The sequence below is a fragment of the Nocardia puris genome, from assembly GCF_003315035.1.
Taxonomy (GTDB): Bacteria; Actinomycetota; Actinomycetes; order Mycobacteriales; family Mycobacteriaceae; genus Nocardia; species Nocardia puris.
On the sequence record NZ_QNRE01000014.1, the window covers coordinates 135,972 to 159,850 of the forward strand.

At 70.6% G+C, this 23,879-nt stretch carries 16 protein-coding genes; 4 read left to right on the forward strand and 12 right to left on the reverse strand.

All coding sequences use genetic code 11. From position 1 onward, the window contains the following. Positions 1-6 precede the first annotated feature (6 nt). The 10 genes from DFR74_RS27880 to DFR74_RS27925 form a co-directional block, all read right to left on the reverse strand. Complete coding sequence (locus DFR74_RS27880; protein ID WP_067510593.1) at positions 7-3,507, reverse strand: non-ribosomal peptide synthetase; 3,501 nt, start codon at positions 3,505-3,507, stop codon at positions 7-9. Positions 3,508-3,605: 98 nt separating this feature from the next. Next, positions 3,606-5,060, reverse strand: coding sequence for a condensation domain-containing protein (locus tag DFR74_RS27885; RefSeq protein ID WP_067510595.1), 1,455 nt, complete (start codon positions 5,058-5,060; stop codon positions 3,606-3,608). 367 nt (positions 5,061-5,427) lie between these two features. Next, on the reverse strand, positions 5,428-5,910 hold the full coding sequence (locus DFR74_RS27890; protein WP_067510597.1) for a hypothetical protein: 483 nt from the start codon (positions 5,908-5,910) through the stop codon (positions 5,428-5,430). Between the two features lie 398 nt (positions 5,911-6,308). Beyond that, entirely contained in the window at positions 6,309-6,626 is a 318-nt protein-coding gene (locus DFR74_RS27895; RefSeq protein WP_267898927.1) for an acyl carrier protein, read from the reverse strand. An 18-nt stretch (positions 6,627-6,644) separates the two neighbouring features. Then, positions 6,645-7,958, reverse strand: coding sequence for a lysine N(6)-hydroxylase/L-ornithine N(5)-oxygenase family protein (locus tag DFR74_RS27900; RefSeq protein ID WP_067510601.1), 1,314 nt, complete (start codon positions 7,956-7,958; stop codon positions 6,645-6,647). Beyond that, entirely contained in the window at positions 7,951-9,495 is a 1,545-nt protein-coding gene (locus DFR74_RS27905) for a pyridoxal phosphate-dependent decarboxylase family protein (protein ID WP_067510603.1), read from the reverse strand. Before DFR74_RS27905 ends, DFR74_RS27900 begins: the two co-directional genes overlap by 8 nt. Before the next feature lie 103 nt (positions 9,496-9,598). Further along, the gene (locus DFR74_RS27910; protein WP_067510605.1) at positions 9,599-11,923 is read right to left on the reverse strand and encodes a penicillin acylase family protein; all 2,325 of its coding nucleotides are present in this window, start codon (positions 11,921-11,923) and stop codon (positions 9,599-9,601) included. Continuing rightward, complete coding sequence (locus tag DFR74_RS27915) at positions 11,920-13,731, reverse strand: IucA/IucC family protein (protein ID WP_067510607.1); 1,812 nt, start codon at positions 13,729-13,731, stop codon at positions 11,920-11,922. Before DFR74_RS27915 ends, DFR74_RS27910 begins: the two co-directional genes overlap by 4 nt. A 12-nt stretch (positions 13,732-13,743) precedes the next feature. After that, a complete protein-coding gene (locus DFR74_RS27920; RefSeq protein WP_084537793.1) occupies positions 13,744-15,885 on the reverse strand; it encodes a GNAT family N-acetyltransferase in 2,142 nt (713 codons plus the stop codon). Between the two features lie 409 nt (positions 15,886-16,294). After that, positions 16,295-16,675, reverse strand: coding sequence for a nuclear transport factor 2 family protein (locus DFR74_RS27925; protein ID WP_067510617.1), 381 nt, complete (start codon positions 16,673-16,675; stop codon positions 16,295-16,297). Positions 16,676-16,765: 90 nt separating this feature from the next. Between DFR74_RS27925 and DFR74_RS27930 the strand changes: the two genes are divergently transcribed. Together DFR74_RS27930 and DFR74_RS27935 are read left to right on the forward strand one after the other, a co-directional pair. Further along, positions 16,766-17,425, forward strand: a complete 660-nt coding sequence (locus DFR74_RS27930) for a winged helix-turn-helix transcriptional regulator (protein ID WP_067510619.1) — start codon at positions 16,766-16,768, stop codon at positions 17,423-17,425. Further along, the gene (locus tag DFR74_RS27935; protein WP_147265952.1) at positions 17,409-17,765 is read left to right on the forward strand and encodes a hypothetical protein; all 357 of its coding nucleotides are present in this window, start codon (positions 17,409-17,411) and stop codon (positions 17,763-17,765) included. Before DFR74_RS27930 ends, DFR74_RS27935 begins: the two co-directional genes overlap by 17 nt. A gap of 139 nt (positions 17,766-17,904) precedes the next feature. Here the strand turns inward: DFR74_RS27935 and DFR74_RS27940 are convergent, their stop codons facing one another. Further along, complete coding sequence (locus DFR74_RS27940) at positions 17,905-18,528, reverse strand: hypothetical protein (protein WP_067510621.1); 624 nt, start codon at positions 18,526-18,528, stop codon at positions 17,905-17,907. A 473-nt stretch (positions 18,529-19,001) separates the two neighbouring features. Between DFR74_RS27940 and DFR74_RS36275 the strand changes: the two genes are divergently transcribed. Both DFR74_RS36275 and DFR74_RS27945 read left to right on the forward strand, forming a co-directional pair. After that, the gene (locus tag DFR74_RS36275) at positions 19,002-19,157 is read left to right on the forward strand and encodes a hypothetical protein (protein ID WP_157115843.1); all 156 of its coding nucleotides are present in this window, start codon (positions 19,002-19,004) and stop codon (positions 19,155-19,157) included. A 615-nt stretch (positions 19,158-19,772) separates the two neighbouring features. Continuing rightward, the gene (locus DFR74_RS27945) at positions 19,773-20,237 is read left to right on the forward strand and encodes an RNA ligase family protein (protein ID WP_067510653.1); all 465 of its coding nucleotides are present in this window, start codon (positions 19,773-19,775) and stop codon (positions 20,235-20,237) included. A 111-nt stretch (positions 20,238-20,348) separates the two neighbouring features. Here DFR74_RS27945 and DFR74_RS27950 read toward each other — a convergent pair whose 3' ends face one another. Beyond that, positions 20,349-23,816, reverse strand: a complete 3,468-nt coding sequence (locus DFR74_RS27950) for an indolepyruvate ferredoxin oxidoreductase family protein (RefSeq protein ID WP_067510654.1) — start codon at positions 23,814-23,816, stop codon at positions 20,349-20,351. Between the last annotated feature and the right edge of the window lie 63 nt (positions 23,817-23,879).

The following is a 23,879-nucleotide window of genomic DNA, read 5'->3' on the forward strand; positions in this document are numbered from 1 at the left end:
GCCCGATCAGGCTCGCGCCGCGGCCAGGTCGGCCGACGGATCGGGAACTCCGGCGACCTCCAACAGGATTCGCGCCACCTGGGTGAGCTGGCCGGGCACCTCCTCGCGCTCGACGAGCCGGGCCGCGAAGCCCCGCACCGTCTTCGCGCTGAACACGTCGGTCACGCCCACGCCGTCGATGGCGAGCAGGCCGCGCACGTTCGCGACGAACGTGGTGGCCAGGATCGAGTTGGCGCCCGCGTCGAAGAAGTCGGTGGTCACCCCGATCCGGTCGATGCCGAGCACCTGGGCGGCGATGTAGGCGATCGCCGCCTCCAGCGCGGTCTCCGGCGCCACGTACTCGGCGACGGTGCGGCCCTCGGCTTCCCGCTCCAGCACCGCGCGGATGGCGGCGCGGTCGATCTTGCCGTTGCTGGTGAGCGGCACCTGCTCCAGGAAGTGCAGCACGTCGGGCACCATGTACTCCGGCAGCAGTTCGGCCAGGGCGGCGGCCACCGCGACGGTGTCGACCACCCGGCCCGCCTCGGCGCCGACCACGGCCAGGCTCAGCCGTCCGGCGACGACCGCCGCCACCGCCTCGCCGACCTCGGGCCGGGTCTTGGCCGCGGCCTCCACCTCACCCAGTTCGACGCGGTAGCCGCGGATCTTCACCTGGTGGTCGGCGCGACCGAGGAAGTCGATGGTGCCGCCCGGCAGGTAGCGGGCCAGATCGCCGGTGCGGTACCAGCGGGTGCCCTGCGCGGTGACGAACCGGTCGGCGGTGCGCTCGGGATCGCCGCGGTAGCCGTCGGCCACGCTGACGCCGCCGATCCACAGCTCGCCGGTGACCCAGTCGGGGGCGTCCTCGCCGCGCTCGTTCACCACGCGGCAGCGCACGCCCGAGAGCGGGCGCCCGTACGGCACGGCGGTCCACTCGGCGGGGAACTCGTCGGTGACCTCGTACACGGTGGAGTGGATCGCGGTCTCGGTGGTGCCGCCCAGACCGGCGAAGCGCAGTCCGGGGACCCGGGCCCGCATGCGGGCGGCCATGCCCGCGTCCACGCGGTCGCCGCCGGTGATCACCACCCGCAGGCTGCGCAGCTGGTCGGCCGAGGCCGCGTCGAGCAGCATGCCGATCAGGCCGGGCGCGCAGTTGAGCACCGAAATCCGGTGCGCCGCCACGAGTTCGGCCCAGGCGGCGGCGTCGCGCACCTTGTCGGCGTCGATGCAGACCAGCGCGCCGCCGAGTGCGAGCGGGCTGAACATGTCGAACACCGAGAGGTCGAACTCCAGCGCCGAGAGGCCGATGGTGCGGTCCTCGGCGGTCAGGCCGAATTCCTCGGCGATGGCGTCGAGGGTGTTGGCGGCCGCGCGATGGCTGACCTCTACACCCTTGGGTTCACCGGTGGAACCGGAGGTGAACAGCACGTAGGCCAGCGCGTCGGGATCGGGCACCACGGCCTGGTCGGCGCGCGGACCGCTGATCGACTCCTCGAAGACGATCCGCGAGATGCCTTCGGGCACCTCGACATCCGCGCCGGTGACCACGGCGCGCACCAGGCCGCGGGAGAGGATGCGGTCGCGGCGCGCGACCGGCTGATCGGTGCCGACCGGCAGGTACACCGCGCCCGCGGCGAGCACGCCGAGCACCGAGATCACCTGGCGGTGGCCCTTGGGCACGATCACGGCGACGGTGTCGCCGGTGTTCACACCCGCGGTGATCAGCGAATTCGCCAGCGAGAGCGCCTGTTCGGCGACCGCGCCGTAGGTCAGTTCCTCGCCCTGCGAGGTTACGAGCGCGACGCGCTCGGGGTGCCGGGCCGCGCGCTCGAAGAACTCCGCGTGCAAGGTGCGCGGCGCGATGGACGCCGAGGTGGTCTCGGCGGCCTCCCGCGCGGCGCGCTGCTCGGCGGGCAACGCAATGGACAGCGGGGCATTCCAGTCGGCCTCGGGCGCCAGCAGGCTGTCGAGCAGGGCACGGAACTCGGCGAACATCGACGCCATGACGCCCGCGGGCAGCGCGTCGCGGCGGGTGTCCCAGTTCACCAGCAGTCCGCCGCCGACCTCGGCCACCTGGGCGTCCAGATCGACCTGCGGGCCCTGCGACAGAATCCACACCGGGCTGCCGAACAGGCGCGTCACGCGTTCGGAGAACAGCTCGCCCAGGCCCAGGCCGGAGGTGAACACCACCGACGGCGTGACCGCCGACCCGCGCAGCTTGCCCAGATCGCGCAGCACGTCCAGGCCCTCGTAGGTGGCGTGCGCGGCGCAGCTGTGCAGTTCGCGCTGGAGGCGGCGGGCGCGCGCGACCAGCGATTCGCTCGCGCGGGCGTCGACGTCGACCAGCACCGAGTTGGTGAAATCGCCGACCACCTGGTCGATCTCGTCGTGCACCGGCTCCCGGTTGAACAGCGGCAGGTTCAGCAGGAAGCGCTGGCGCGCCGACCAGCGCGCGATCACCTCGGAGAACACCGAGGCCAGCGTCACCGCCGGGGTGAGGCCGTGGCCGTGGGCCAGCGCGTACAGGCGGGTCTTGTCCTCGGGCTCGAGCCGGTGGTGGAAGCGCACGCTGCGCGACGGGTCGGCGCGGCGGGCCTCCGCGATGGTCGGCAGTTCGGCGGTCTCGGGCAGGCTCGGCAACTTCTCGGTCCACCACCGCCGGGCGGCCTCGTGCTCGTCGGCCGGGATCCGGTCGCCGCGCTCGGCCAGGTACTGCCGGAAGCTGTAGCCGACCGGCGGCAGGGCGCCGTCGGATTCGTAGGCGGCGGCCAGGTCGTCCAGGATGCGCCGGTAGCTCATGGCGTCAGCGGCGAGCATGTCGACGTCCAGGTGCAGGCGGTGCTTGCCCTCGGGCAGCAGGGTGAGCACGAACTCGACCACCCGGCCCGCGGCCACGTCGAGGAGCTGGTGGCTCATGCGGTCGCGCATGGTCTCGAGTTCGGCGTCGGCGTCGGCGGCCTCGCGCAGGTCCACCACGCGGAAGAAGGACTCCGGCGGCTGGGCCAGGATGCGCTGTTTGCCCGCCTCGCCGAAGGCGGAGCGCAGCTGGTCGTGGCGCGAAACAACCTGCGCGACGGCGCGTTCCAGGCGATCGGGATCGGCGCCCGCGCCGTCGAACTCGACGTACAGGTGCGCCGCCACGCCACCGAGGGCCTGCCCGGACTGACGTCCGACCCAGTAGGCGTGCTGCATGGTGGCCAGCGCGAATTCCTCGTCCTCGGCCTCGGCGGCAGGGTCGGCAGGGTCGGATTCGGCCGGAGCCGGGGCCGGGGACGGGGACGGGGACGGAGCGGACTCGGCGGGCGCGGAGCCCGCGCCCAGCAGGGCGGCCCACGCCTCGATCGTCGGCTCCAGCGCCAGCTGCGAACTCTGCACCCGGTAGCCCTGGCGACGCCACGTGCCGGACAGTTTCATCAGCAGCATGGAGTGCAGGCCCAGGCGGACCAGATCGTCACTGTCGCCAATGGAATCACCGGGAACACCCAGCAAGGCCGCGACATCAGCACGTAGCTGGTCTTTCGAAAACACGTGACTCCTCGGATCAAAACCTGATACTTAGGCTAGGCTTGCCTAGCCTAACATGCTGAAACCTGGGCCCGGCACGGCCCGGGCAGCCCCGCGACGACTCAGGCGCTCGCCGCCGCGCGGACATCCCCGAACAGGTCTCGCAGCGGCCGGTCCAGCGCCGCGGGCACCCGCACGACGAGGTCGGTCACCACCGCCGCGGCGCGGCGCGCGTAGGCGTCGTCCAGGACGTCGGTCCGGTACTCGACCTCGAGGCGCACCTGGTCGTCCTCGGTGATCTCGAACGCCAGCGCCAGCGGGTAGTGCACGACGCCCTTGAAGACGGTCTCGCAGCTCACCCGCGCGCCCTCCGGGATCGGCACACCGCGCAGCGGGGTGTTCTTCACCAGCGCCATCACCTCGGCCACCGGGAAGCGCCCGCCGCCGCCGCGCAGCGCGGTGAGGATCGGCCCGTAGTCGACCGAGGAGAACTCCATCGCGCCGTAGACCGTCGACACCGCTTCGCGCAGCGCGTCTTTCGTGCTCGCCGCCGGATCGAAGGTGAAGCGCATCGGCACCACGTTGCCGCAGTAGCCGACCTTGTCGGCCGCCTCGCCGGGCTGCCGGTTGTCGGCGGGCACCAGCAGCACATAGTCGTCGGCGCCGGTCAGCGCGGCGATGCTCAGCGCGGACACGACGATGAACAGCGCGTTGGGCGTCGCGCCGATCTCGCGGGCGACGCCGGCCAGCGCGGTGACCCCGGCCCGCTCGATCGGGTGGGTGAGGTAGGCGCCGGGCCCCTCCCCCATCACCGAGAACCAGCTCTCCTCTGGAGTGGTGGTGGGCAGCTCGCCCGAGAGCGGATAGCGAATGCCTTCGGCCGCCCAGGTGCGCACCGCGTGCTGCACCGCGCGGTCCAGCGTGGCGACCGGGCGCGGCGGGGCCTGGGGCGCGGGGGCCTCGGCCGCGCCGGGGCGCGCCACCAGCTTGCTGAGGATCGGGGGCAGCGCGGTCTCGTCACCGGCCAGGTGGTGCAGCACGAGAACCATGGACACGCCGCCGTTCTCGCCCGCGTAGGCCCGCGCGCGGATCGGCGGGTCCTCCCGCAGCCGGAACGACGCCGTCGACAGCGCCACGGCGGCGGCCCGCACGATCTCCTCGAACGACCGGCCCTCGGTGTTCGGTTCGGACTCGGGCATCGAGCCCCACTCCCACACCCGGCCCGGCACGACCCAGCGCCCGTCCCAGCGCCTCGGCTCGCGCCGCGCCACGCCGTCGTCGCCGACGGTGACGACCGAGCTGAGCACCTCCGAGGCGTTCACCAGCCGCTCATAGGCGGCGACGACCTCGTCGAGGGTGTAGGAGTCGTCGAACTCCAGCAGCACGCCGTAGTTGTGCGAGATGGAATCGGGGTCCAGCTCGTAGATCTTCCACATCCGGCGCTCGGCGATGCCCATGCCGCCGTCCGACTGCTCCGGGCGCGCCCGCTCGGCGGTCGCGCCCCGGCCGGCCGCGAGGCCCGCGTCGGCGAGCCGCTGCCGCATCAGCTCGCGCTGCGCGTCGGTCAGTACGTTCATGCTTCTCCTAGCCGTGGAGGGTGGGGGCCGGTCGTACCGGCCGCCGGACGGCGGCACGGTCGACGACCCACGCCGAGGGCCGTTCGGCGGTCTCCGAATCCGGTCGTCCACGGGCGGGGTCCGCCCTGCGCGCGGATCGTGATCGCGGGTCGGCGCACCCGGAAGTTAGGGTGCACTAACCGCACCCGTCGAGCATAGACCATCCCGACCGGGGAGCAAGAGGCTCGAGTGTGAGGAAAAACCCGCCGCGACCGCCGGAACGACGATCGGGTGGCCCGCACACCCGTGGAGGCGTGCGAACCACCCGATCGGAGAGAACCGGTGACCGCGGTCGAGATTCACTTCCGGCCGCGGGCCGTGGGTCGGCTCAGTAGTCGAACTGCGGGTTGCCCGCGCAGGCGACGTTCTCGCAGAACTTCTTGAAGTCGAACTTCCACAGACCGCCCTCGCGCTGCAGGTAGAAGGTCGCCGAGGTGGCCGGGAAGCCGGCGATCAGGCCCTCGCCCACCACGCTGAGCGAGTCGCCGTTGATATTGACCGGCCCGACGGCACGGCCCTGGATGGAGAAGAAGTCGTAGGCCTGGCTGAACGACATGTTCTGCTCGACGATCGGACGGGCCTTCTCACCGCCGAGGGTGACCGCCACCTTGTCGTTGATGGAGACGTTGGGGTTGTAGAACGCGGCGTACATCCGCTCGAGCTGCTGCAGCGAGGGGACATCGTCGCGGATGTAGAGATCGGCGGCCTTCGCATCGCGGATCAGCACGTCCGCCGAGGCGGGCTGGGCCACGCCCAGGCCGAGCAGGGCGGCCAGAATCGAAACGACAGCGACCTTGATGAGTTTTGACATGGCAACCTTCATTGACCAGTAGAAACAGAACCGGCCGGGGACGAGGTCCGCCACCTGGCGACCACCCGCGACATCCGCCGAGCCCGCCCGTGCGAGCTACCGGGGAGCGAACTCGTCGAGATCACCCGCACCCGGTAGCCGCGTAAGTTAGGCCAGTCAATCCTAATTAGCCGCGCTTCGGTGATCAAGCCTCAGGTCCGCCCGGCCTCCGGTATGTAAGGGCTCTCACAAGCACGGCGTCGACCGCATGGCGGTGCCCGGCGAATTCCCGCGAGCCCCGGCCCCGGCCCCGCGAATTACGTTGTCAGGCAAACTCGATTCGCAAGACTCGGGCACGCGGGTGCCGACGCGACGACGCCGATGTCACTGTCGCGACATCGGCATCGGGTCCGGCGGAACTACCCGGTGACGGTCGCCTTCGCGCGGATGAGGTCTTCCAGATCACCCACCGAAGCGGCCTCCGACATCTCCTTCTCGGTCAGCTGCACGCCGAGCCGCTCCTCGATGGCGACCACGCCGATGGCGAAGGCCACCGAGTCGATGCCCAGGTCCTCGACGAGCAGCGAGGACCGGGAGACGTCGGTGAGCGAGAGGTCGAGGTCTTCTTCCAGGATGCTGTTCAGCGCGTCGCGAATGTGGTCGTCGGACATAGGTACTCCTTGTTGTCTGCTGCCGGGACTGGCCCGGCAGGTGCACCACCGGAGGTGCGTGGTCACGGGTGAGCGGGCTGCGCTCTACTTGACGATCTCCTCGTCCGTCACGCCGAAGCTGGTGAAGGCCGTGTTGCGCGGCAACCGGTACACCTCGCGGCCGAGCACGGAGTTGAGGATCTTGGCGTTGCGGACCGCGCCGATGTCGAGGTTCGGCGCCGAGACGCCGACGGCGTGCGCCTCGGCGTTGGCCACGAAGATCCGGCCGGACAGCGCCTCGTCGGCGGCCACGGCGTGATTCGCCTCGACCACCGGGCGCCCGCGCGAATCCCGGCGCAGCCGGTCGGCGACCGGGGCCAGGAAGTCGGTCTTGCGCGGCCGGTAGCCGGTGGCCGCGATGACGAGATCCGCGGTGTGCGCGAGGCGCGCGCCGGTGTCGAGGTGCTTGCCGCGGATGCGCAGCCTGCCGTCACCGAGGGTGTCGAGGCCCTCGACCGCGACGCCGTTGCGCAGTTGCACCGGCGGGAGCTTCTCCAGCAGCTGACGGCGGTAGAGCAGGTCGTGCAGCCGCTCCAGGGTGTCGGAGGAGATGCCCTTGTGGAACTGCCAGTGGCCCGCGCGCACCCGGTCGCGGGTCTCCTCCGGCAGGCTGTGGAAGTAGTCCATGTACGCGGGCGTGGTCATCTCCAGCGACAGCTTGGTGAAGTCCAGCGGCGCGAACCACGGCGTGCGGGTCCACCACCGCACGGCCGGGCCGCCGCGCAGGTTCGCCTCGAGCAGGTCGATGACGATCTCCGCGCCCGACTGGCCGGACCCGATGACGGTGACCGCGTCGGCGCGGTGCGCGGCCTCCTGCTGGAACAGGTACTGCGAGCTGTGCACCAGCGCGGGCGAGTCGGTGGACAGCGCCGCCGGGATCGCGGGCTCGGTGCCCACACCCACCACGACGTGGCCGGCGTGGATCACCGACGCCTCGCCGCCGCTGGTCACCGACACCTCGAAGTGCCCGGCGGCCTCGTCCCACCGGACCGCCTCGACGGTCGTGGAGAACCGCAGCGAGGTGAGCTTGCCGACCGCCCACAGCAGGTACGCCTCGTACTCGCGCCGGGTCGGGAAGAAGTCCTCGCGCACCAGGAACGGGTACAGGCGGTCGACGTCGGCCAGGTAGGCCAGGAACGACATCGGATGCGTCGGGTCCACCAGCGAGACCAGGTCGGACAGGAAGCTGACCTGGAGCTTGGCCTCGTCGAACATCAGGCCGGGGTGCCAGCGGAACTCCTCGACCGAGTCGACCACCAACACCTCGACGTCCTCGACCGTCGAGGCCATGGCCGCCAGGCCGATATTGAACGGGCCGCACCCGATCGCCAGGATGTCGACCTTCTGGACTTCACTCATGGATCTTCACCATCTCGTCGCGCTCGGTGTTCAGGCCTTCGGACTCCACTTCCAGGCCCACGCGCAGCAGTTCGTCGAACAGCGAATCGATATCTTGCTCACTGGATTCGGGGTTGAGCAAGGTGAGCTTCAGGCAGGTGCGCGGTTCACCCTCGCCGTGGATGCGCACCTGGGTGCGTCCGATCAGGGCCTTGCCGGAGCTGATCAGGCGGCGGCGCAGTTCGGCGTTCACCTGGTCCAGGTCCAGGTCCTCGCAGCGGTAGCGGAACACCACCGTGGTCATGGTGACCGGCGCGACCAGCTCCAGCTGGAGCTCGGTGCCGATGCGGCGCTCGGCGAAGCGGGCCAGCTCGTGGCAGGTGTCGAGCATCTCGCCCAGGCCCTCGCGGCCGTAGGCCAGGAAGGTCGCGGCCACTTTCAGCACGTCGGGGCGGCGGGTGGTCTGCAAGGTCTGGCCGAGCAGGCCGCCGAAACCGGCCTCCACGTCGTCGTCGGGGTTCAGGTAGGCGACCGAGCGGCTCAGCGAGGCGAAGCGCTCCTGGTCGGCGAGCAGCAGCACGCTGGCGGCGGCGGGCTGCCAGCCGACCTTGTGCAGGTCCAGGGTGACCGAGTCGGCGCGCTCGATGCCCGTCAGCAGTCCGGCCAGGTTGTCGGAGAACAGCGAACCGAAGCCGTAGGCGGCGTCGACGTGGAACCACACATTGTGCCGGGCGGTGATCTCGGCGATCTCGGGCAGCGGGTCGACCGAGCCGAAGTCGGTGGTGCCCGCGGTCGCGACCACCGCGACGGGGGTGTGGCTCTCGGCGAGCTCGGTGAGGATCTGCTCGAGGGCCTCCGGGATCATCCGGTGCTCGGAGTCGACCGGCACCGGGATCGCCGCCGCCTCACCCAGGCCCAGCGCGGCGCACGCGCGGTGCACCGAGAAGTGCGCCACCCGCGAGCAGAGCACCACGGGCCGGGGCAGGGCGCTCACGCCGTTCTGCCGGATGTCGATGCCGAGCTGCGCGGCGCTGTAGTCGCGGGCGATCAGCATCGCCAGCAGGTTCGAGTAGGACCCGCCCGGCCCGAACACGCCGCCGGCGGACTCGGGCAGGCCGGCCAGCCGGGCCAGCGCGCTGACGGCCCACTTCTCGATGGCCAGGGTTGCGGGGCCGGAGTCATAGGTGTCCAGCGAGGCGTTGGTGGCGCTGGCGAGCGCGTCGGCCACCACGGCCACGGTCAGCGGCGGCGGCTGCAAATGCGCCGCGCACAGCGTGTGGGTCAGGTCCAGGCCGTAGGCGGCGATCAGATCGGCCAGGCGCGCCAGCGCGGCCGGTTCGCCGAGACCGCTGTCCGGGATGCGCTCGGGCCCCAGCGCCTCCGCGACCACGGTGAGCACCTCGGCGGGATCGCCGGGCGGCAGCGGCGCCCTGTGGTGGCGATGGTCGGAGACCGCGGCGGCCAGCTGCGCCAGTCCGCTGCCTGCGGCCGTCCAGCCGTCGCCCGGGTCGGCGAACTTGGATGGCCTTCCCCAGGGGGAGGTGGATTCATGTGACACGGAAAGCCCCACTATTACGTCGGATTGCATCGAGAACGAACTTGTTTCGGCCGAGGTGGTCGGCCCGCGGCGATCGGGCGTGGCTACCCCGGCGTCGAGACCGTCACGTCTCTCCTCGCGCCGGGTCGTGCGCGGATCCCGTGCGAGCGAGCCGGTAGCCCGCGGACCCGGAGGCCCGCTCGAAAACCGCACGGGGGTGGCCGGATTCGCGCAGGCGCGCCCAGTCGCTCACGAGGGGCACGAGTTCCCCGCGCGCCCACCGCGGCGCCTGGTCCTGGAACCAGGGCGAGCGCGGATCGCCACTGACGCCCAGCGGCACGATCCAGCGGCTCGCGTCGCGGTCGGCCAGATCCCAGACGTAGCGGGCGGCCGAACCCAGGCTGCACGCGTGCGAGAACCCGACGGCGCTGCCGTTCGCGAAGACGCATTCGGCGTCACCGCCCAGCGGCAGCCGGTCCGGCCGGATCCGCGCGGACAGCTCGGGCAGCTTCGGCGAGAGGCCGGCCAGATCCAGGCCGTGCAGCGGAGTGAGCACGTGGACGCTGCCCCAGGTCGGGACCGTCTCCTGCTCGGCGAGGTGCGCGGCGACCGCCTCGAGGGCCTCGGTGAGCAGCCGCTCGATGTCCACGCCGACTTCGGGCGCCAGGCGCAGCACCGAATCCAGCGCCGCGGCCAGGCGCGTCTCCACCACGAACCACGGGTTGAGCACCGGCGAGAACAGGTGCGGCTCGGACAGGCCCGCGAGCGCTTCGTGGCGGGCGATGGCGCGGACCAGGCGGGTGCGCACCTCGGCGAACGCGTACGCGTCGGTGCTGTCGGCCCGCATCTCGCCGTGCCAGGCGAGCAGCGCGCGGCGCAGTTCCTCGGCGGCCGGGCTCAGGCCGGTGAGCGCGGGCAGCCGCCCGACGAGCACGTCGGCCTGTTCGTTGGCGACGTCGCCGTGGATGCGCTCGCACGCGTCCACGGTGACGGCGGAATCGGCGTCGAGCAGCGCGCCGATCCGCGCGCCGCGCGCGGCGGCCGCGCATTCGGTGGTGACCGGTTGCAGCGGAAGCGAATCGGGGATGCGCTGGTTGGCGATCACCGAGTAGCCCGGCACGCTCGCGTCGAACCCGTCGTCGTGCACCGACGGCGTGACGTAACCGCGCCACCGGTAGCGCGCGTCCCAGCCCGGCACTGGCAGCCAGTAGTTCTCGTGCGCCCGCACCGGGATCTTGCCGACCACGTGGTGGGTCACCCGGCCGCTGGTGTCGCCGATGACGATCCGGTTGACCGGTTCGACCCACCCCGCCATGGCCTGCTCGACATCGCCCACCGTCTTGGCGAACAGCACGTCCAGCGCGGCGTCGAAGGTGACCTCGGGGTCGTTCAGCATGGGCGAGCGCAGGCTCACCGCGAACGCGGCCTCCGGCCCGCCGAACAGCACGGGGCCGTTGCCGGTGACGACGATCTCGAGCTCGACCGGGTCCCCGTCGCGCACCAGGATCCGCTCGCGCCGGACCTCTGCGGGGCCCACGCCCTCGGCCGATTCGACGAGCACGCCGTCGCCCGAGCGGGTCAACCGTTCGACGTAGAGGTCCTGATAGTCGGCCATCGCGTTGGTGATGCCCCAGGCGACCGTGCCCGCGTGGCAGAAGTGCGGCACCCCGGCCACGCCCGCGAAGGAGAAGCCGACCACGTCGAATTCGGGGCAGGCCAGGTGGATCTGCTGGTAGATGCCGGGCAGCTCCAGGAAGCGGTGCGGGTCGCCCGCGATCAGCGGCGCACCGGTCGCGGTGCGCGCCGACGCGACGCCCCACGCGTTGCTGCCCGACAGCGGTTCGCCGAACGATTCGCCGGGCGTCTCGGTGCCCGTCCCGGTGAACTGGGCCAGCAGGTCGGTGAGGAACGCGTCGTCGGGGTAGTCGGGCACGGTCGGCAGCGCGACGTCGACGCCTTCGCAGTCGAACTGGCGCAGCGCGTCGGGGCCGAGCGCGCGGGCGGCGTGCAGCCGCCACAGCTTCGTGGTGAAACGCCCGAAGAGGATGTGGTGCAACAGGAACACCGAGATCGGGGTCCACGGTTGCCACGGCGTCGGGCGGTGCCCGAACTCGGTCAGCTCGAGCGCGTCGGCGGTCTCCACCGTGGCGCTGACCCCCTCGGCGAAGGCGGCCAGCAATCGCCGCGTGCGCTCCGAGGACGCGTCGTGGACGCGGCGGGCGGCGCGGTCCAGCTGCGCGCGGCGGACGAACTCGTCCCAGCCCACGCCGTCGACGCCGAACACCTCGGCGGTGCGTCCCTCGGCCCGCAGGCGCAGGAACTCCAGCTGCCAGGCGCGGTCGACGCCGCTCGCGTACCCCTGCCCGAACAGCGCGCCCTCGGCCGAATCCGCGACGATGTGCGGGACGCCCTGGGCGTCCCGGATGACCTCCAGTCCGGCGGTGGTCACGAGACCGCCACCTCCTCGGCGCGCGCCCGCGCGGGCGCGGGGCGATGGGCCGCGATCGGATTCACCAGTTCGTGGTCGGCGTCGACCAAGGTCGAGTAGGAGTCACCGAGGTTCACCATGCGCCGGTTGTTGGACAGCTGAAGGCGATTCATGTGAATGGCTTTGAAGGTCGGCGCGAACAGGTCCCATTTCCGGAATTTTTCCGACATATCGGGGTGCTGCTCCTGGAATTCCACGACGGCGCGCGCGACGACCGACCAGAAGTCGGCGTCGGCGAGCAATCCGCGCGCGTGCAGGATCAGCGCGAGGTGGCGCAGGTAATCGTCGAACACGTCCGAGAGCACGCCCATGTTGCGGATCTCGTCGGCCTCTTCGGTCACCGCGCGGCGGCAGGTGTCCGGAATGCCGTCCGGCGCGGCGAAAATGGAGACCTCTTCGCCGATGTCCTTCAGGATGCCGCGCACCGGGACGCCGCCGTCGAGCACCAGGATCAGATTCTCGCCGTGCGGGGAGAATTTGAACTCATACTTGTACAGCAGGTACATGATCGGCTGGAGATAGCAGCGCAGATAACGGGCCAGCCATTCCCCGGCGGGCAGGCCCGAGCGGCGGATGATCGCCTCGACCAGCGGCGTGCCGAGATGGTCGACGTGCAGCAGTGCCGCCATCGTGGTGAGCTGCTCGTGCTCGGCCACACGCGGCACCGGGCTCTCGCGCCACAGCGCCGAGAGCAGCTTGCGGTACTCCGAACCCGGCTGGGTGAGGGCGTTGTAGGTGGTGCTGCGGTAGCCGATCGCCGCGACCTCGTAGATCAGCTCGAAGCCCAGCGACTTCAGGTACGGGTCCCCGCTCACCTGGCTGCGGACCCAGTCGTTGATCAGCGGGGTGGTGCGCATGTAGTCGGCCGACATGCCCCGGGTGAAGCCCATGTTCACGATCGACAGCGCCATCTTCACGTAGTGGCGGGCCGGATTCGACACGTTGAACAGGGTCCGGATGGACTGCTGCGGCTGGTACAGGTCCGGCGCGTCGCCGACCTTCACGATCTTGCGCTCGGCGATGTCGACGGCGTAGATGCGCGCGATCTTGTGCACCCACTGCCAGGGGTGCACCGGCATGTAGTAGTAGGCCGCCGGGTCCAGGCCGCGTTCGGTGAGCACGGCGTCGAAACCGGCGAGCGTGTCCGCGCCCAGTTCGCCGCGCACCAGGCTGTCGTAGTCGACGCCCGACACGGCGGCGAACTCGGTGTTCTCGCGCAGGACCGCCACCCAGGTGAGCGGGAACCGCCCGCCCGATTCGGGGGCGTAGCGCTCCACGTCGTCGGCGCTGAAACCGAGCCGCCCGGCGTTGGCGACGATGCAGGGGTGACCCTCGGTCATCGTGCGCTCGATCGTCTGGAAATCGGCTTCGGCCAGTTCGGCCGCCGCGATCCGCCGCGCGTCCGAGCGGTTGGTGCTGATGGTCAGGGTGTTGGTGAATTCCTCGAGATATTCCGGCAGCGACTCCGCCGGAATGCCCAGGGAGCCCGCGAGATCGACGATCAGGGCGAGGGAGTCGACGCGCAGTTCCACACCGTCGCGGATCCGCCGCAGCGACGATTCATCGATGCTCCAGCTGTCCAGCGCGAGGATCTCGGCGCGGAATCGGTACTCGGTGCGGCCGTCGTCGGAATACACCACGAACAGGCCGGGCGACAGTTCGGCGGGATGCACGAAACGCTCGTGGCAGAACTCGGACAGGATCTTCTTCGCGATTCTGGCGTTGTAGATCTGCCAGAACGAACGGGCGTTGGCCTCGGTACTACTCAAAACGCTGCCTTCTCAGGAATCGGAACGCTGATCGACGGTTGCGAGCGAGCGCCCGTTGTCCGTCACGCGAATGAAATTCGCGCGGGTGCAGTAGCTGAGTCGAGCCACCTTGTCCGCCACCGGGTAGTCCCCGGCGACCACGAAGCCGACGGCGGCGTTGAGCGCCTGCACGTCCAGGTTGCGCACATCCGGTTCGACCACGACGCGCTCGGCGCCGAGTTCGAAGAACGCGGTCCGCATGATGTGCAGCATCACGTTCCCGGTGAAAGCCGGGAGCCGTCGATCGGTGCTGGCGACCAGCAGGTGCATGCCGATGTCACCCGGCTCGTGCACGTACCCGGTGCCCGGTTCGGCCAGGTCACTGGTCGCGGGGTTGTAGAGCTCGAAGAGGAACTGCGGTTCGCCTTCGAAGTACCCGATGCGCATGCCGAAGCGCGGGTCCGGATCGGCGCCCGCCTCCCGGATCAGCTCCTGGACGTCGGCCACACTGCTGTTGAGCATGCCCCAGTAGGCCGACTTCGGGTGGTTCAGCCAGCCGTGGGCCACCACGGCGTCGCGGTCGACATCCATCGGCCGGGACTCGAAGTGGTACACCGGCGCCGTCACGCTCTGCGGACCGGGCGCGGGGGTGTCCCATTCGCCCGCCACGAGCAGGTCCAGCAGGCGCACGTAGTAGTCGAACATCGACCGCGCGGTCTTGGGCGCCAGGTCGGGCGTGCGCACGCCCCAGTTGACCAGCAAACCGCCGGACACCTCGACGACCTTCGCGTCGAGCAGCATCTGCGGGGCCTGCGAGACGATCCAGGACGGCTCTCCCAGCACCTCGGCCACCACCGGCGAGAACAGTTCGCCGAGCCCGAGCGCGCTGGTGAACACCACCGGCGACACCACCGGTTCGCCGAGTTCGCGCAGCACATCCAGGCCACCGGCGGTGCCGCGACCGGCCGCCTCGTGCATGGCGGCGCGCATCCCGCTCGCGCGCTCGGCCAGCGGCTGCTCCTCGGCGAGGTCCACGTCCACCACGATCGTGGAGGTGAAGGTGCCGACGACCTCGTCCACGTCGGGGGTCACCGCGTCGCGGTCGAACAGCGGCACCGTGAGGTGGAAGCGGCTGCTGGCCGAGAACGCGCCCACCGCCTCGGCGAACGCGGCCGCCATCGCGGCGGCGGGCGTCACGCCGCGCCGGCGGGCGCCCTCTTCCAGGCGCTGCCGGGCGTCGGCGTCGATCAGGTGGTGCAGGCGCAGGATCGCGGGCGCGGCGTCGGCGGCCGCTGCGTTCACGGGAAGTTCGGGCGGGCCGGGCAGATCGGCGATCCGGGCCTTCCACCAGGCCACATCGGCCTCGCGCGCACGGCGTTCGGCCGAGAGCGCCGGGAAGGTGACGCCCAGCTCCGGCAGGTGCTCGCCCAGGTAGAGCCGGGCCAGGTCGTCCACCAGCACGCGGTAGCTCATGGCGTCGGCGGCGGTCATGTCGACGGCCAGATGGACCCGTCCGCGACCTTCGGGCAACAGGGTCAGCTCGGCGCGCAGCACGGCGCTGTCCTCGACCGGCAGGCTGCGGTCGGTGCCCCGCTGACGGCGCTCTTCGAGGGCCTCGGCGACCGCCGTGGGCGACTGTTCGCGCAGATCGTGCACACTCACCGCACCGGCTTCGGCGACCTGGGTGCTGTCGTGCGGCGGGCGGACGCGCAGCATCGGGTGGCGCTCCAGCAGCGCGGTCACGGCCGCGCGGAAACGCTCGGGATCGAGGGCCGGGCCGTCGAATTCGACGTAGAGGTGCGCCGCGCCGCCACCCAGACCGTGGTCGCGGGAGCGTCCGGTCCAGTAGGCGTGCTGGGTGGTCGCGACCGGGAACGCGGCGGCCAGGTCGGCGTCGTCGAATTCGACTGCGGCGGCGTCGCTTTCGGCGATCCGGCGCTCGGCCAGCAGCGCCGCCCAGGCGGCGAGGGTCGGCGCGGCCGACAGGCGCGCCAGATCGATGTCGTAACCGAGGCTGCGCCAACGGCCCACCAGCCGCATCATGCGCAGCGAGTCCAGGCCCTGTCCGATCAGGTCGCCCTCGGGGTCCACGGCGTCGGGCGCAATCCCCAGGACCGCACCGATGTCCGCCCGGAGATCAATCTCCGTACTCGCCTCGGGACGAGTAACCACCATCAGAACGCCTCTCGCAGATCAGGACCATCACCTGATTAGTGCACCCTAAAAAATTAGGGTGCACTAACTGGCCATCCGAGCATAGCCAATCGCGACTACGGGACAAGCGCGCTGCGCTGTGACAAACAACCGCCGCTCTCGAATTGAGCCTCAGGCAAGCTTAGGCTACACTAACCAGCCGGTCACCCGGGACCGCTCCGCGCGGGAATACCGGAACCGCCGAAAGGAACAACCGCCGCTCGCGCCCGGCATCCCGATCGTTCAGCCGGCGCTCATCGAGGTTTGCCCCGTGCCGATCCGCCACCCAGCGGCGTCGTGCCGGCGGGCCCAGAACTCGGCGAATCGGCCCGACGCGGCCAGCGGATCCCGGACCGTTCCGTCCTCCACGATGCGCCTGCCTTCCAGAAAGTCAGGCGCCACCCTTGGCCAAATAGTCGGCCGGGTCGTACTGAAGGCGCAGCCGCGCGATCCGGCCGCCCTCGAAAGTGAAGAACTCGGCGAGGCGGGTCGGGCCGCCCGGCATGTGCGCGTCGTAGAGGGTCGCGGCGCCGTCGTGGGTGAGGACTTCCTGGAGCAGGTCGATCCTCTCGACGTTCGCGATGAATCCCTTCACTCCTCGCAGGAACGGCTCCACACCCGCCACCGTCCCGGCGATCGGTCCCTCGAAGACGAGGTCACCGATGAGCAACGGCGCGAGTTGCGCACCGTCGCCGTACTTTTCGATGCCGCCCGTCAGGACGTCGTAGTAGTCCCGCAACACCTCGGGTGCGTGCTCGCTGACAACAGCCATGACCTTCTCCTCGGATCTCGCCGTCCGGTTGATAGTTTAGAATTTAAACCTATTGGTAGATTTTCTCAACCAACTTGCTAGACTCGGAGGGTGCGTTCGTACAACCAGTACTGCTCGATGGCCCGCGCCCTGGACCTGGTCGGGGACCGGTGGACCCTGTTGATCGTGCGGGAACTGCTCACCCAGGGCCCGTGCCGTTTCGCCGATCTGCGGCGCGGCCTGCCCGGCATCGCCAGCAATCTGCTCGCCGACCGGCTCCGCGAGATGGAGGCGACCGGTCTGCTCGTGCGCACCGAGGAACCGCCGCCGGTCGCGGCGACGCTGATCCGCCTCACCGCGCGCGGCCGGGACCTGGGCGGCGTGGTCGGCGAGCTGACCAGGTGGGGCGCGCCGCTCATGGCCACGCCGCCCGAGGACGACGAGTTCCGGGTGCACTGGTTCGCCCTGCCGCTACGCCATTTCGCCCGCGACGGGGCCCCGGACGAACCCCCGGTCACGGTCCGGCTGGGCGATCTGTCCGACGGGTGCGATGTCCTCGCGGGCGGCGGCCGCGTCGACGTGCGCCCCTGCTCGACCGACCGGCAGCCCGACGCCACCGTTACCGCCCCGCCGCAGGTATTGATCCGGCTGTTCACCGGGCAGATCTCGGTGCGCAAGGCCCAGGCCGAAGGGCTGACGGTCAGCGGTTCCGTCGACGCGCTCGAACGCGTCCTACCCGAGAGAGGTGAACGCCGTGCCCGCCCGAGATGACGTGCCCCATGTCGATTTGCTGGACCGGATCGCCGCGGACTTCGCGGACGATCCGGAAGTCGCCACCGGCACCATGTTCCGCAGCCCCGGCCTGCGCGTCGGTGGAAAGATCTTCGCGTTCCTGGGATTCGAGGGCGAACTCATCGCCAAGCTTCCCCGCGAGCGCACGGAGGAACTGGTGGCATCCGGCGTCGCCCGTCGCGTGGTGATGGGCAAACGCACCATGCGCGAATGGATCGAGTTCCCGCCCCGCCCCGACCGCGACGCGACCCTGGCGCTCTGGCGCGATATCGCGCGCGAGGCGCATCGGTACGTGGACGAGTTGCGCCGCGCGGGGTGAGAGGGGGTGCGCTGCTAACCGCGAACCGCGAACCTCGAAAGAGCATTCCCCTCGTCGATTGCTTGTGCCCGAGGGGCTCTCGGCACCGGCATCGTCGCCCCGACCGGCCGACCGCATGACCGGCCGACCGCCCCGATCCTCAGCGGCGAGTCGTCCGAGCGCCGAGTTCACCGACGGCCATCACCACGCCGCCGATCGCGAAGACCACGAAACCGCTGGTGAAGTCCTGGTGCGAGCTCTGGGTGGAGATCGCGGCGAACCCTATGAACCAGCCGACCGCGGCGATGAAACCGCCTACCCAGAGGCAGGCTTTGGTCCACATCGGGGCCGCGCTGAAATCGTCGGGATGCGGGGCACCGTTCGTGGTGATGGTCGTGACGGTGTTGTCGCGGCCGACATTGGTACCCGAACCGATGACGAGCTGCCCGAAGGTGTTCTGCCCCTCGATCGTGACCTGGCCGGTCAATTCGTCCAGCCGGGTGCGCAATTCGGAGATGTCACGGGCGAAATCCGGATCGTCCTCGGCCGCTTCCTCGAGCGCCGCGGCGACCCGCGCCCGCGCGCTGACGCTGTCGGTGTTGCGCGCGAGGTCGGCGACCGCCCGGCCCCCGAGCTTCGCGGTGACCAGTTCGGTGAGCGCGCCGAACGCCCGATCCAGATTCTCGTCCACCCACCGGGATCCCGCTCCCCCGAGCGCCGCCGCGAGATACCCGGCGATCGCTGCCGCGTCGAACATGCCCACCTCCAGGGGCCGCACCGGCAAAAGATACTCCTCACATCGCGGGGACCCGCGCGCCCGTTTCAGGAACTGAGCAACGCTAATTGGTTTGGCGCCGAGGCGGATTCACCGGCGCTCGGCAGCGGCGTCCGAGCGATGCGGGGGCGATCACGCGCGGACGTGGCATGGTCGCCCGGCAGCGGCGGCCGAGCGGGTGCCGGCGATCACGCGCGGGCGTCGCACGGTCGCCGGCCGCCGGTCCGCCCCGCGCCGGGCTGCCGTACGCGCGCGGGCGGTGGGTCCGCGTGAGATTTGCCGGGCCCAACCGCACGCGGACGTGTACTGTGGTTCTCGGCAACTCACGAAAGATTGATACCGACCGTCGCGAATTCGAGCCGCCTGCCACCCCCCGAAACCCGAACGGTACGGCCGCGTCCAGCCCGTCGAGCACCCGCTCCGGCCGTGGACGCCCCCCGCGCTCACGAACGAATGCTCTAAGGAACAAAAGGAGTATCGAGATGAACGACAGTCAGCCGAGCCTTTTCAGCCACGTGCCCGCTGCCGCCGAGCAATACCCCACCCCCGCCGCGGACATCGACTTCCGCCCCACCTTCAGCAGCCCCAACCGCCCGCGCACCACGCGCGAGTCGACGGACGGGGAACTCGGCCGCTGAACCCGGAGGTCGCTCCGCAGGTGAAAACCCCTGCGTAAGGACAACACCGGCGCGGTTCTCGTCACCTTGTTGAGTCATGCTCGCTCTCGGGCGGTTTCGGTCCGTATGCCGTGGTCAGGCCGTCGGCCAAGGAGCGATCTACGGCGTCGGCGTACCCGTCGATGAGCGCCCGAACGTCGCCGTCCGACGGGCCGCGCGCGAGCCGACCGGCAACTCGGCCACCGAACGGCGGTAATCGTCGGCCCGCTCGAGGCCGGACGCAGCCGTCGCCGGACCGCACGTGCGCGCTTCGGCTCCGTCCGAGAGGATTTCGGTGAACCCGGATTTCGGGAATCGCCGACGATGGGTTGGCGAATTTCGATGTGCGCACGGCCGATTCGGGGGGGGCGACCAAACGAACTGGATCGCCGACTCCCCCGTGATCTCGAGAGAACATGGGTAACTCATCGGGGGCGGGCTGACCCAACCCACTTCCCTCCGAGAGACGGCAGCTCGAGTCACCCCACACCTGGCGCAGCCGCCTTATACGCGGAGAGGCGGGACAGCAACTCAGCGCAAGGCATCGTTGCGGCGCTTCGGGACTTCGCCGATGCGGCGGCCCCGGCCGGTGACCTCGTGCGCGTGTACTACCTGGAGTTGTACGGCGGCAAGGTCACTGCGGCGAGCAAGCAATACACCGGCACCCGGGCGATCGGCTACCGGCTGTTCGACGTGGTCGAGCTGGCCGACTACGCATCGGTGCTGCGCCGCCTGCTCGCCGACATCTCCGCGTGGCGCGACGCCGGCGGGCAGCCGTTCCTGGACGAAACCCGCCTCGCCGCGGCCGCGGAACAGGCGGGCCTCGAACTCACGCCCCGGCTGTTCACCGTGGACGCCGCCGACCTCCCCCGCGACGTCGCGGCGACCCACGAACTGCTGGCCGACCGCCTGCCGGTCACCCGCTGCGGCCTCGACCAGTCCGCGGGCGGCCACCCCGAGGGCATCGTCCTGCGCACCGAGGACCGCTCGGTCATCGCCAAGGCCCGCTTCGAGGACTACGCGCGCACATTGCGCCGCAGGGAGCGCGCCACCGCACGCTGAGGGTGCCGACGCGGCACTTCCCACCCAACCCGAAACGGCCCGGACCATGCAGGTCCGGGCCGTTTCCTTGCTCGGCTCGGCGGCGTCACGATCCCGAGCCGGGTCCTGAGGTCAGCAGGCGGGCGGGTCGATTCCCAACTCGCGCAGGCGATCCCGGTACTGCGCCACGTTGGCGAGCTTCACGTCCTCGTACCCGCGCACCATGTCGGGCAGCCCGGCCACCTCGACGGCCCGGTCGTACCCGGCGGTGTCGAGACGCGCGGCCAGATCCTCGATCGTCGCGGTGTAGTGGGACAGCAGTTCTCGCTCCACGCGGCGCACGTGGGCGTAGCCGAAGGGGTCGAACTTGGTGCCGCGCAGGCGCTTCCCCATCGCCAGCAGCCGCAGCGTGAAGTGGCTGCGCGGCGCCATGCCGATCTTCTTGGTGCGCCCCATCGCCCGCAGCACCGGCGGGTGCAGACGGTAGGTGAGGTTGGCGCCGTCGGGCACCTGCGCCGCCACCTCGGCCAGGAAGGCCGGGTCGGTGAGCCGGCGCGCCACCTCGTACTCGTCCTTGTAGGCGGTGAACTTGTAGAGCCCGCGCGCCACCTGCTCGCTGAACTCGGTGCGCTCGGTCACCGCGCGCTCGGCCTCCCACACCCGCTGCACGGTGCGCACGTATTCCCGCGCGACGGCCGCGTTCTGGTAGCCGACCAGTTCCGCCGCGCGCAGCTCGACCAGCCGTCGGGTCTCGCCCGTGGCGGTGAGTCCGTCGAACAGGTTCGCGGGCAACGGAATCGGCGTCGGCTCCGGCCGCTCAGGACGGGTGGCCGCCGCGAACTCCTCGGGCCGCGCGATCGCCAGCCGTCCCCAGCGGAACGCCTCGATATTGGCCGCCACGGCGACACCGTTGATCTCGATGGCCTCCTCGATCGCCGAGGCGGGCAGCCGCAGCCCGCCCACCTGGTAGGCCGCGCCGACCAGCATCAGGTTGGCGGCGGCGGTGTTGCCGAACAGCGTCTCGGCCGCGGCGAGCGCGTCGAAGGAGTGCAGCGAGCGCGACACCTTCGCCAGCCGCGCCAGCAGCAGCGACTCGTCGGGGTGCGCCACCGACTTGTCGTAGACCATCGCGCCCGTCGGGGTGCGGCTGGTGGACGCCACCGCGATGGTCGAGTCCGCGTTGCCATAGGCGAGGTTCTTGTTGTCGGTGGCGGCGAGCAGGTCGAACGCGATCACGCAGTCCGCCGAGGCGGGCGCGAGCCGGTTCGCGGGTTCGAGCGCACCCCCGGCGAACCGCAGGTGCGACACCACCGGACCGGCCTTCTGGCTCAACCCGATCTGGTCCAGGCTCGCCACCTCGTACCCGGCGCGCATGGCGGCGGTGGCCAGCACCTGGTTCACCGTCACGATGCCGGTGCCGCCGATGCCGGCGAGGAAGACGTTCTGCGTGCCGGTCGGCGGCGCGAGCGCGAGTTCGGGCAGGCGCGGCGGCTCGGCGCGGCGGGCGCTCTTGCGCTTGCGCGGCTGCTCGGGCAGTTCCACCGTGACGAACGACGGGCAGTCGCCGTCCAAGCAGCTGTAATCGGTGTTGCAGGAGGTCTGGTCGATGCGGGTCTTGCGCCCGAACTCGGTCTCCACCGGCTGTACCGACAGGCAGTTCGACTTCACACCGCAGTCGCCGCACCCCTCGCACACGGCCTCGTTGATGACCACCCGGGTGCGCCGCGTGGGCAGGGTGCCGCGCTTGCGCTGGCGCCGCGCGTCGGCCGCGCAGTGCTGGTCGTAGATGAGCACGGTCACGCCGGGGATCTCGCGCAGCATGCGCTGCGCCTCGTCGAGCCGGTCGCGGTGCCACAGCAGCGTGCCGGGGGCCAGATCGCGCTTGCGGTAGCGGCCGGGCTCGTCGGCGCAGACCACGATCCGCCGCACCCCTTCGAGATGCAGTTTGTGGGTCAGCTTCGGCACGCCGATCGCGCCTTCGGCGTCCTGCGCGCCGGTCATGGCGACCACGTCGTTGTGCAGGAGTTTGAAGGTGATGTTCACCCCGGCCGCGACGCACGCCTGCACCGCGAGCTGCCCGGAGTGGAAATACGTTCCGTCGCCGATGTTCTGGAACAGGTGCGGCACGTCGGTGAACGGCGCCTGCCCGATCCACTGCGCGCCCTCGCCGCCCATCTGGGTCAGCCCGGTGACGGCGCTGTCGGTGCGTCCCGACATCGTCACCATGGTGTGGCAGCCGATGCCGCCGCCCGCGAGCGAACCCTCCGGCACGGCGGTCGACCGGTTGTGAGGGCATCCGCTACAGAAATACGCGGCCCGTTTCGTGGACAGCACCGACAGCGACAATGGTTGCGGCAGCGGGCGTTTCAATTCCAGGTAATCGCCGAGCACGCGGCGCAGCGGTGCCGCGATCCGGCCGGAGGTGAGTTCACCGTTCGGGCTGAACAATTCGCGCCCGCGCGCGTCCCGCTTACCCAGGATGGCGGGCGCGTCGGCGGTGCCGTAAAGGATTTCGCGGATCTGCGTTTCCACGAACGCGGTCTTGTCCTCCACCACGACGAGCCGCTCGAGCCCCTGCGCGAAACGCCGGACACAGTCCGGGGCAATGGGATACGGCATGCCGATGCGCAACAGCCGGACACCCGCGCGCATCAGGTCGTCGTCGGTCACCCCGAGGTCGGTGAGCGCCTGGCGCACCGCGTCGAAGGTGGTGCCGGTGGCGGCGACGCCCACCACCGCGCGCGGCGGATCGACCTCGATCACGTCGAGTTCGTTGCGGGTGCTGTAGGCCTTGACCAGCTCCCAGCGCGGCCCGTAGAGGTCGGCCTCGGCGATCACGCTGTCCGTCGGTGCGGCCATCGGACGCTGCCGGTAGACGAACGGCTTTCCCTCCCATTCGATCTCGGGCACCACGATGTCGAATTCGCCGACCGAACCGTCCACGGTCCAGGCGCCGTCGGCGACATCGGCCACGATCTTCAGCGCCACCAGGCACCCCGAGGCCCGCGACAGCGCGACACCGTGCAGACCCATGGTGATGATCTCGCGGGCGTTGCGCGGGAACAGGACCGGGATGTTCATCGCGGCCAGCGACCGTTCGCTCACCGCGGGCACGGTCGAGGACTTCGACGCGGGATCGTCACCCACCAGCAGCAGCACCCCGCCACCCGCGTTGGCGCCGTACATGTTCGCGTGCCGTAGCGCGTCGGTCGCCCGGTCCAGGCCGGGCCCCTTGCCGTACCACACGCCGACCACGCCGTCGTGCGTCGAATTGCCCGCGGGGAGCCGGCCTTGGCTTCCCCACACCGAGGTGGCGGCCAATTCCTCGTTCAGGCCGGGCACGAAGGAGATGTCGTGTTCGGCGAGCACCTTCGGCATCCCCGACAGCATCCGGTCCACCCCGCCCAGCGGGCTGCCCTGGTAGCCGGACACGAAGGTGCCGACGCGCCGTCCGGCGCGCAGGTCGCGCACGTGCTGTTCCACCAGCTGGCGGGCGATCGCCTGCACGCCGGTGAGCACGACGGTGCCCGAGCCGACGCGGTAGCGGTCGGCGAGGTCGTAGGGCGCGGTGCTCAGATCGCGGTCGGCGAGTTCGGTCATCGGTCACTCCTGGATTCCGGCGCCGGTGGGCGCCCGACATCGTTGAGCATCTGGTGCCGATAT

Bases quoted from the DNA above. Each gene is read 5' to 3' on its own strand.
- DFR74_RS27885 (WP_067510595.1), bottom strand. From the start codon at position 5,060: ATGAACGTACTGACCGACGCGCAGCGCGAGCTGATGCGGCAGCGGCTC.
- DFR74_RS27890 (WP_067510597.1), bottom strand. From the start codon at position 5,910: ATGTCAAAACTCATCAAGGTCGCTGTCGTTTCGATTCTGGCCGCCCTG.
- DFR74_RS27900 (WP_067510601.1), bottom strand. From the start codon at position 7,958: ATGAGTGAAGTCCAGAAGGTCGACATCCTGGCGATCGGGTGCGGCCCG.
- DFR74_RS27920 (WP_084537793.1), bottom strand. From the start codon at position 15,885: ATGGTGGTTACTCGTCCCGAGGCGAGTACGGAGATTGATCTCCGGGCG.
- DFR74_RS27925 (WP_067510617.1), bottom strand. From the start codon at position 16,675: ATGGCTGTTGTCAGCGAGCACGCACCCGAGGTGTTGCGGGACTACTAC.
- DFR74_RS36275 (WP_157115843.1), top strand. From the start codon at position 19,002: ATGAACGACAGTCAGCCGAGCCTTTTCAGCCACGTGCCCGCTGCCGCC.
- DFR74_RS27950 (WP_067510654.1), bottom strand. From the start codon at position 23,816: ATGACCGAACTCGCCGACCGCGATCTGAGCACCGCGCCCTACGACCTC.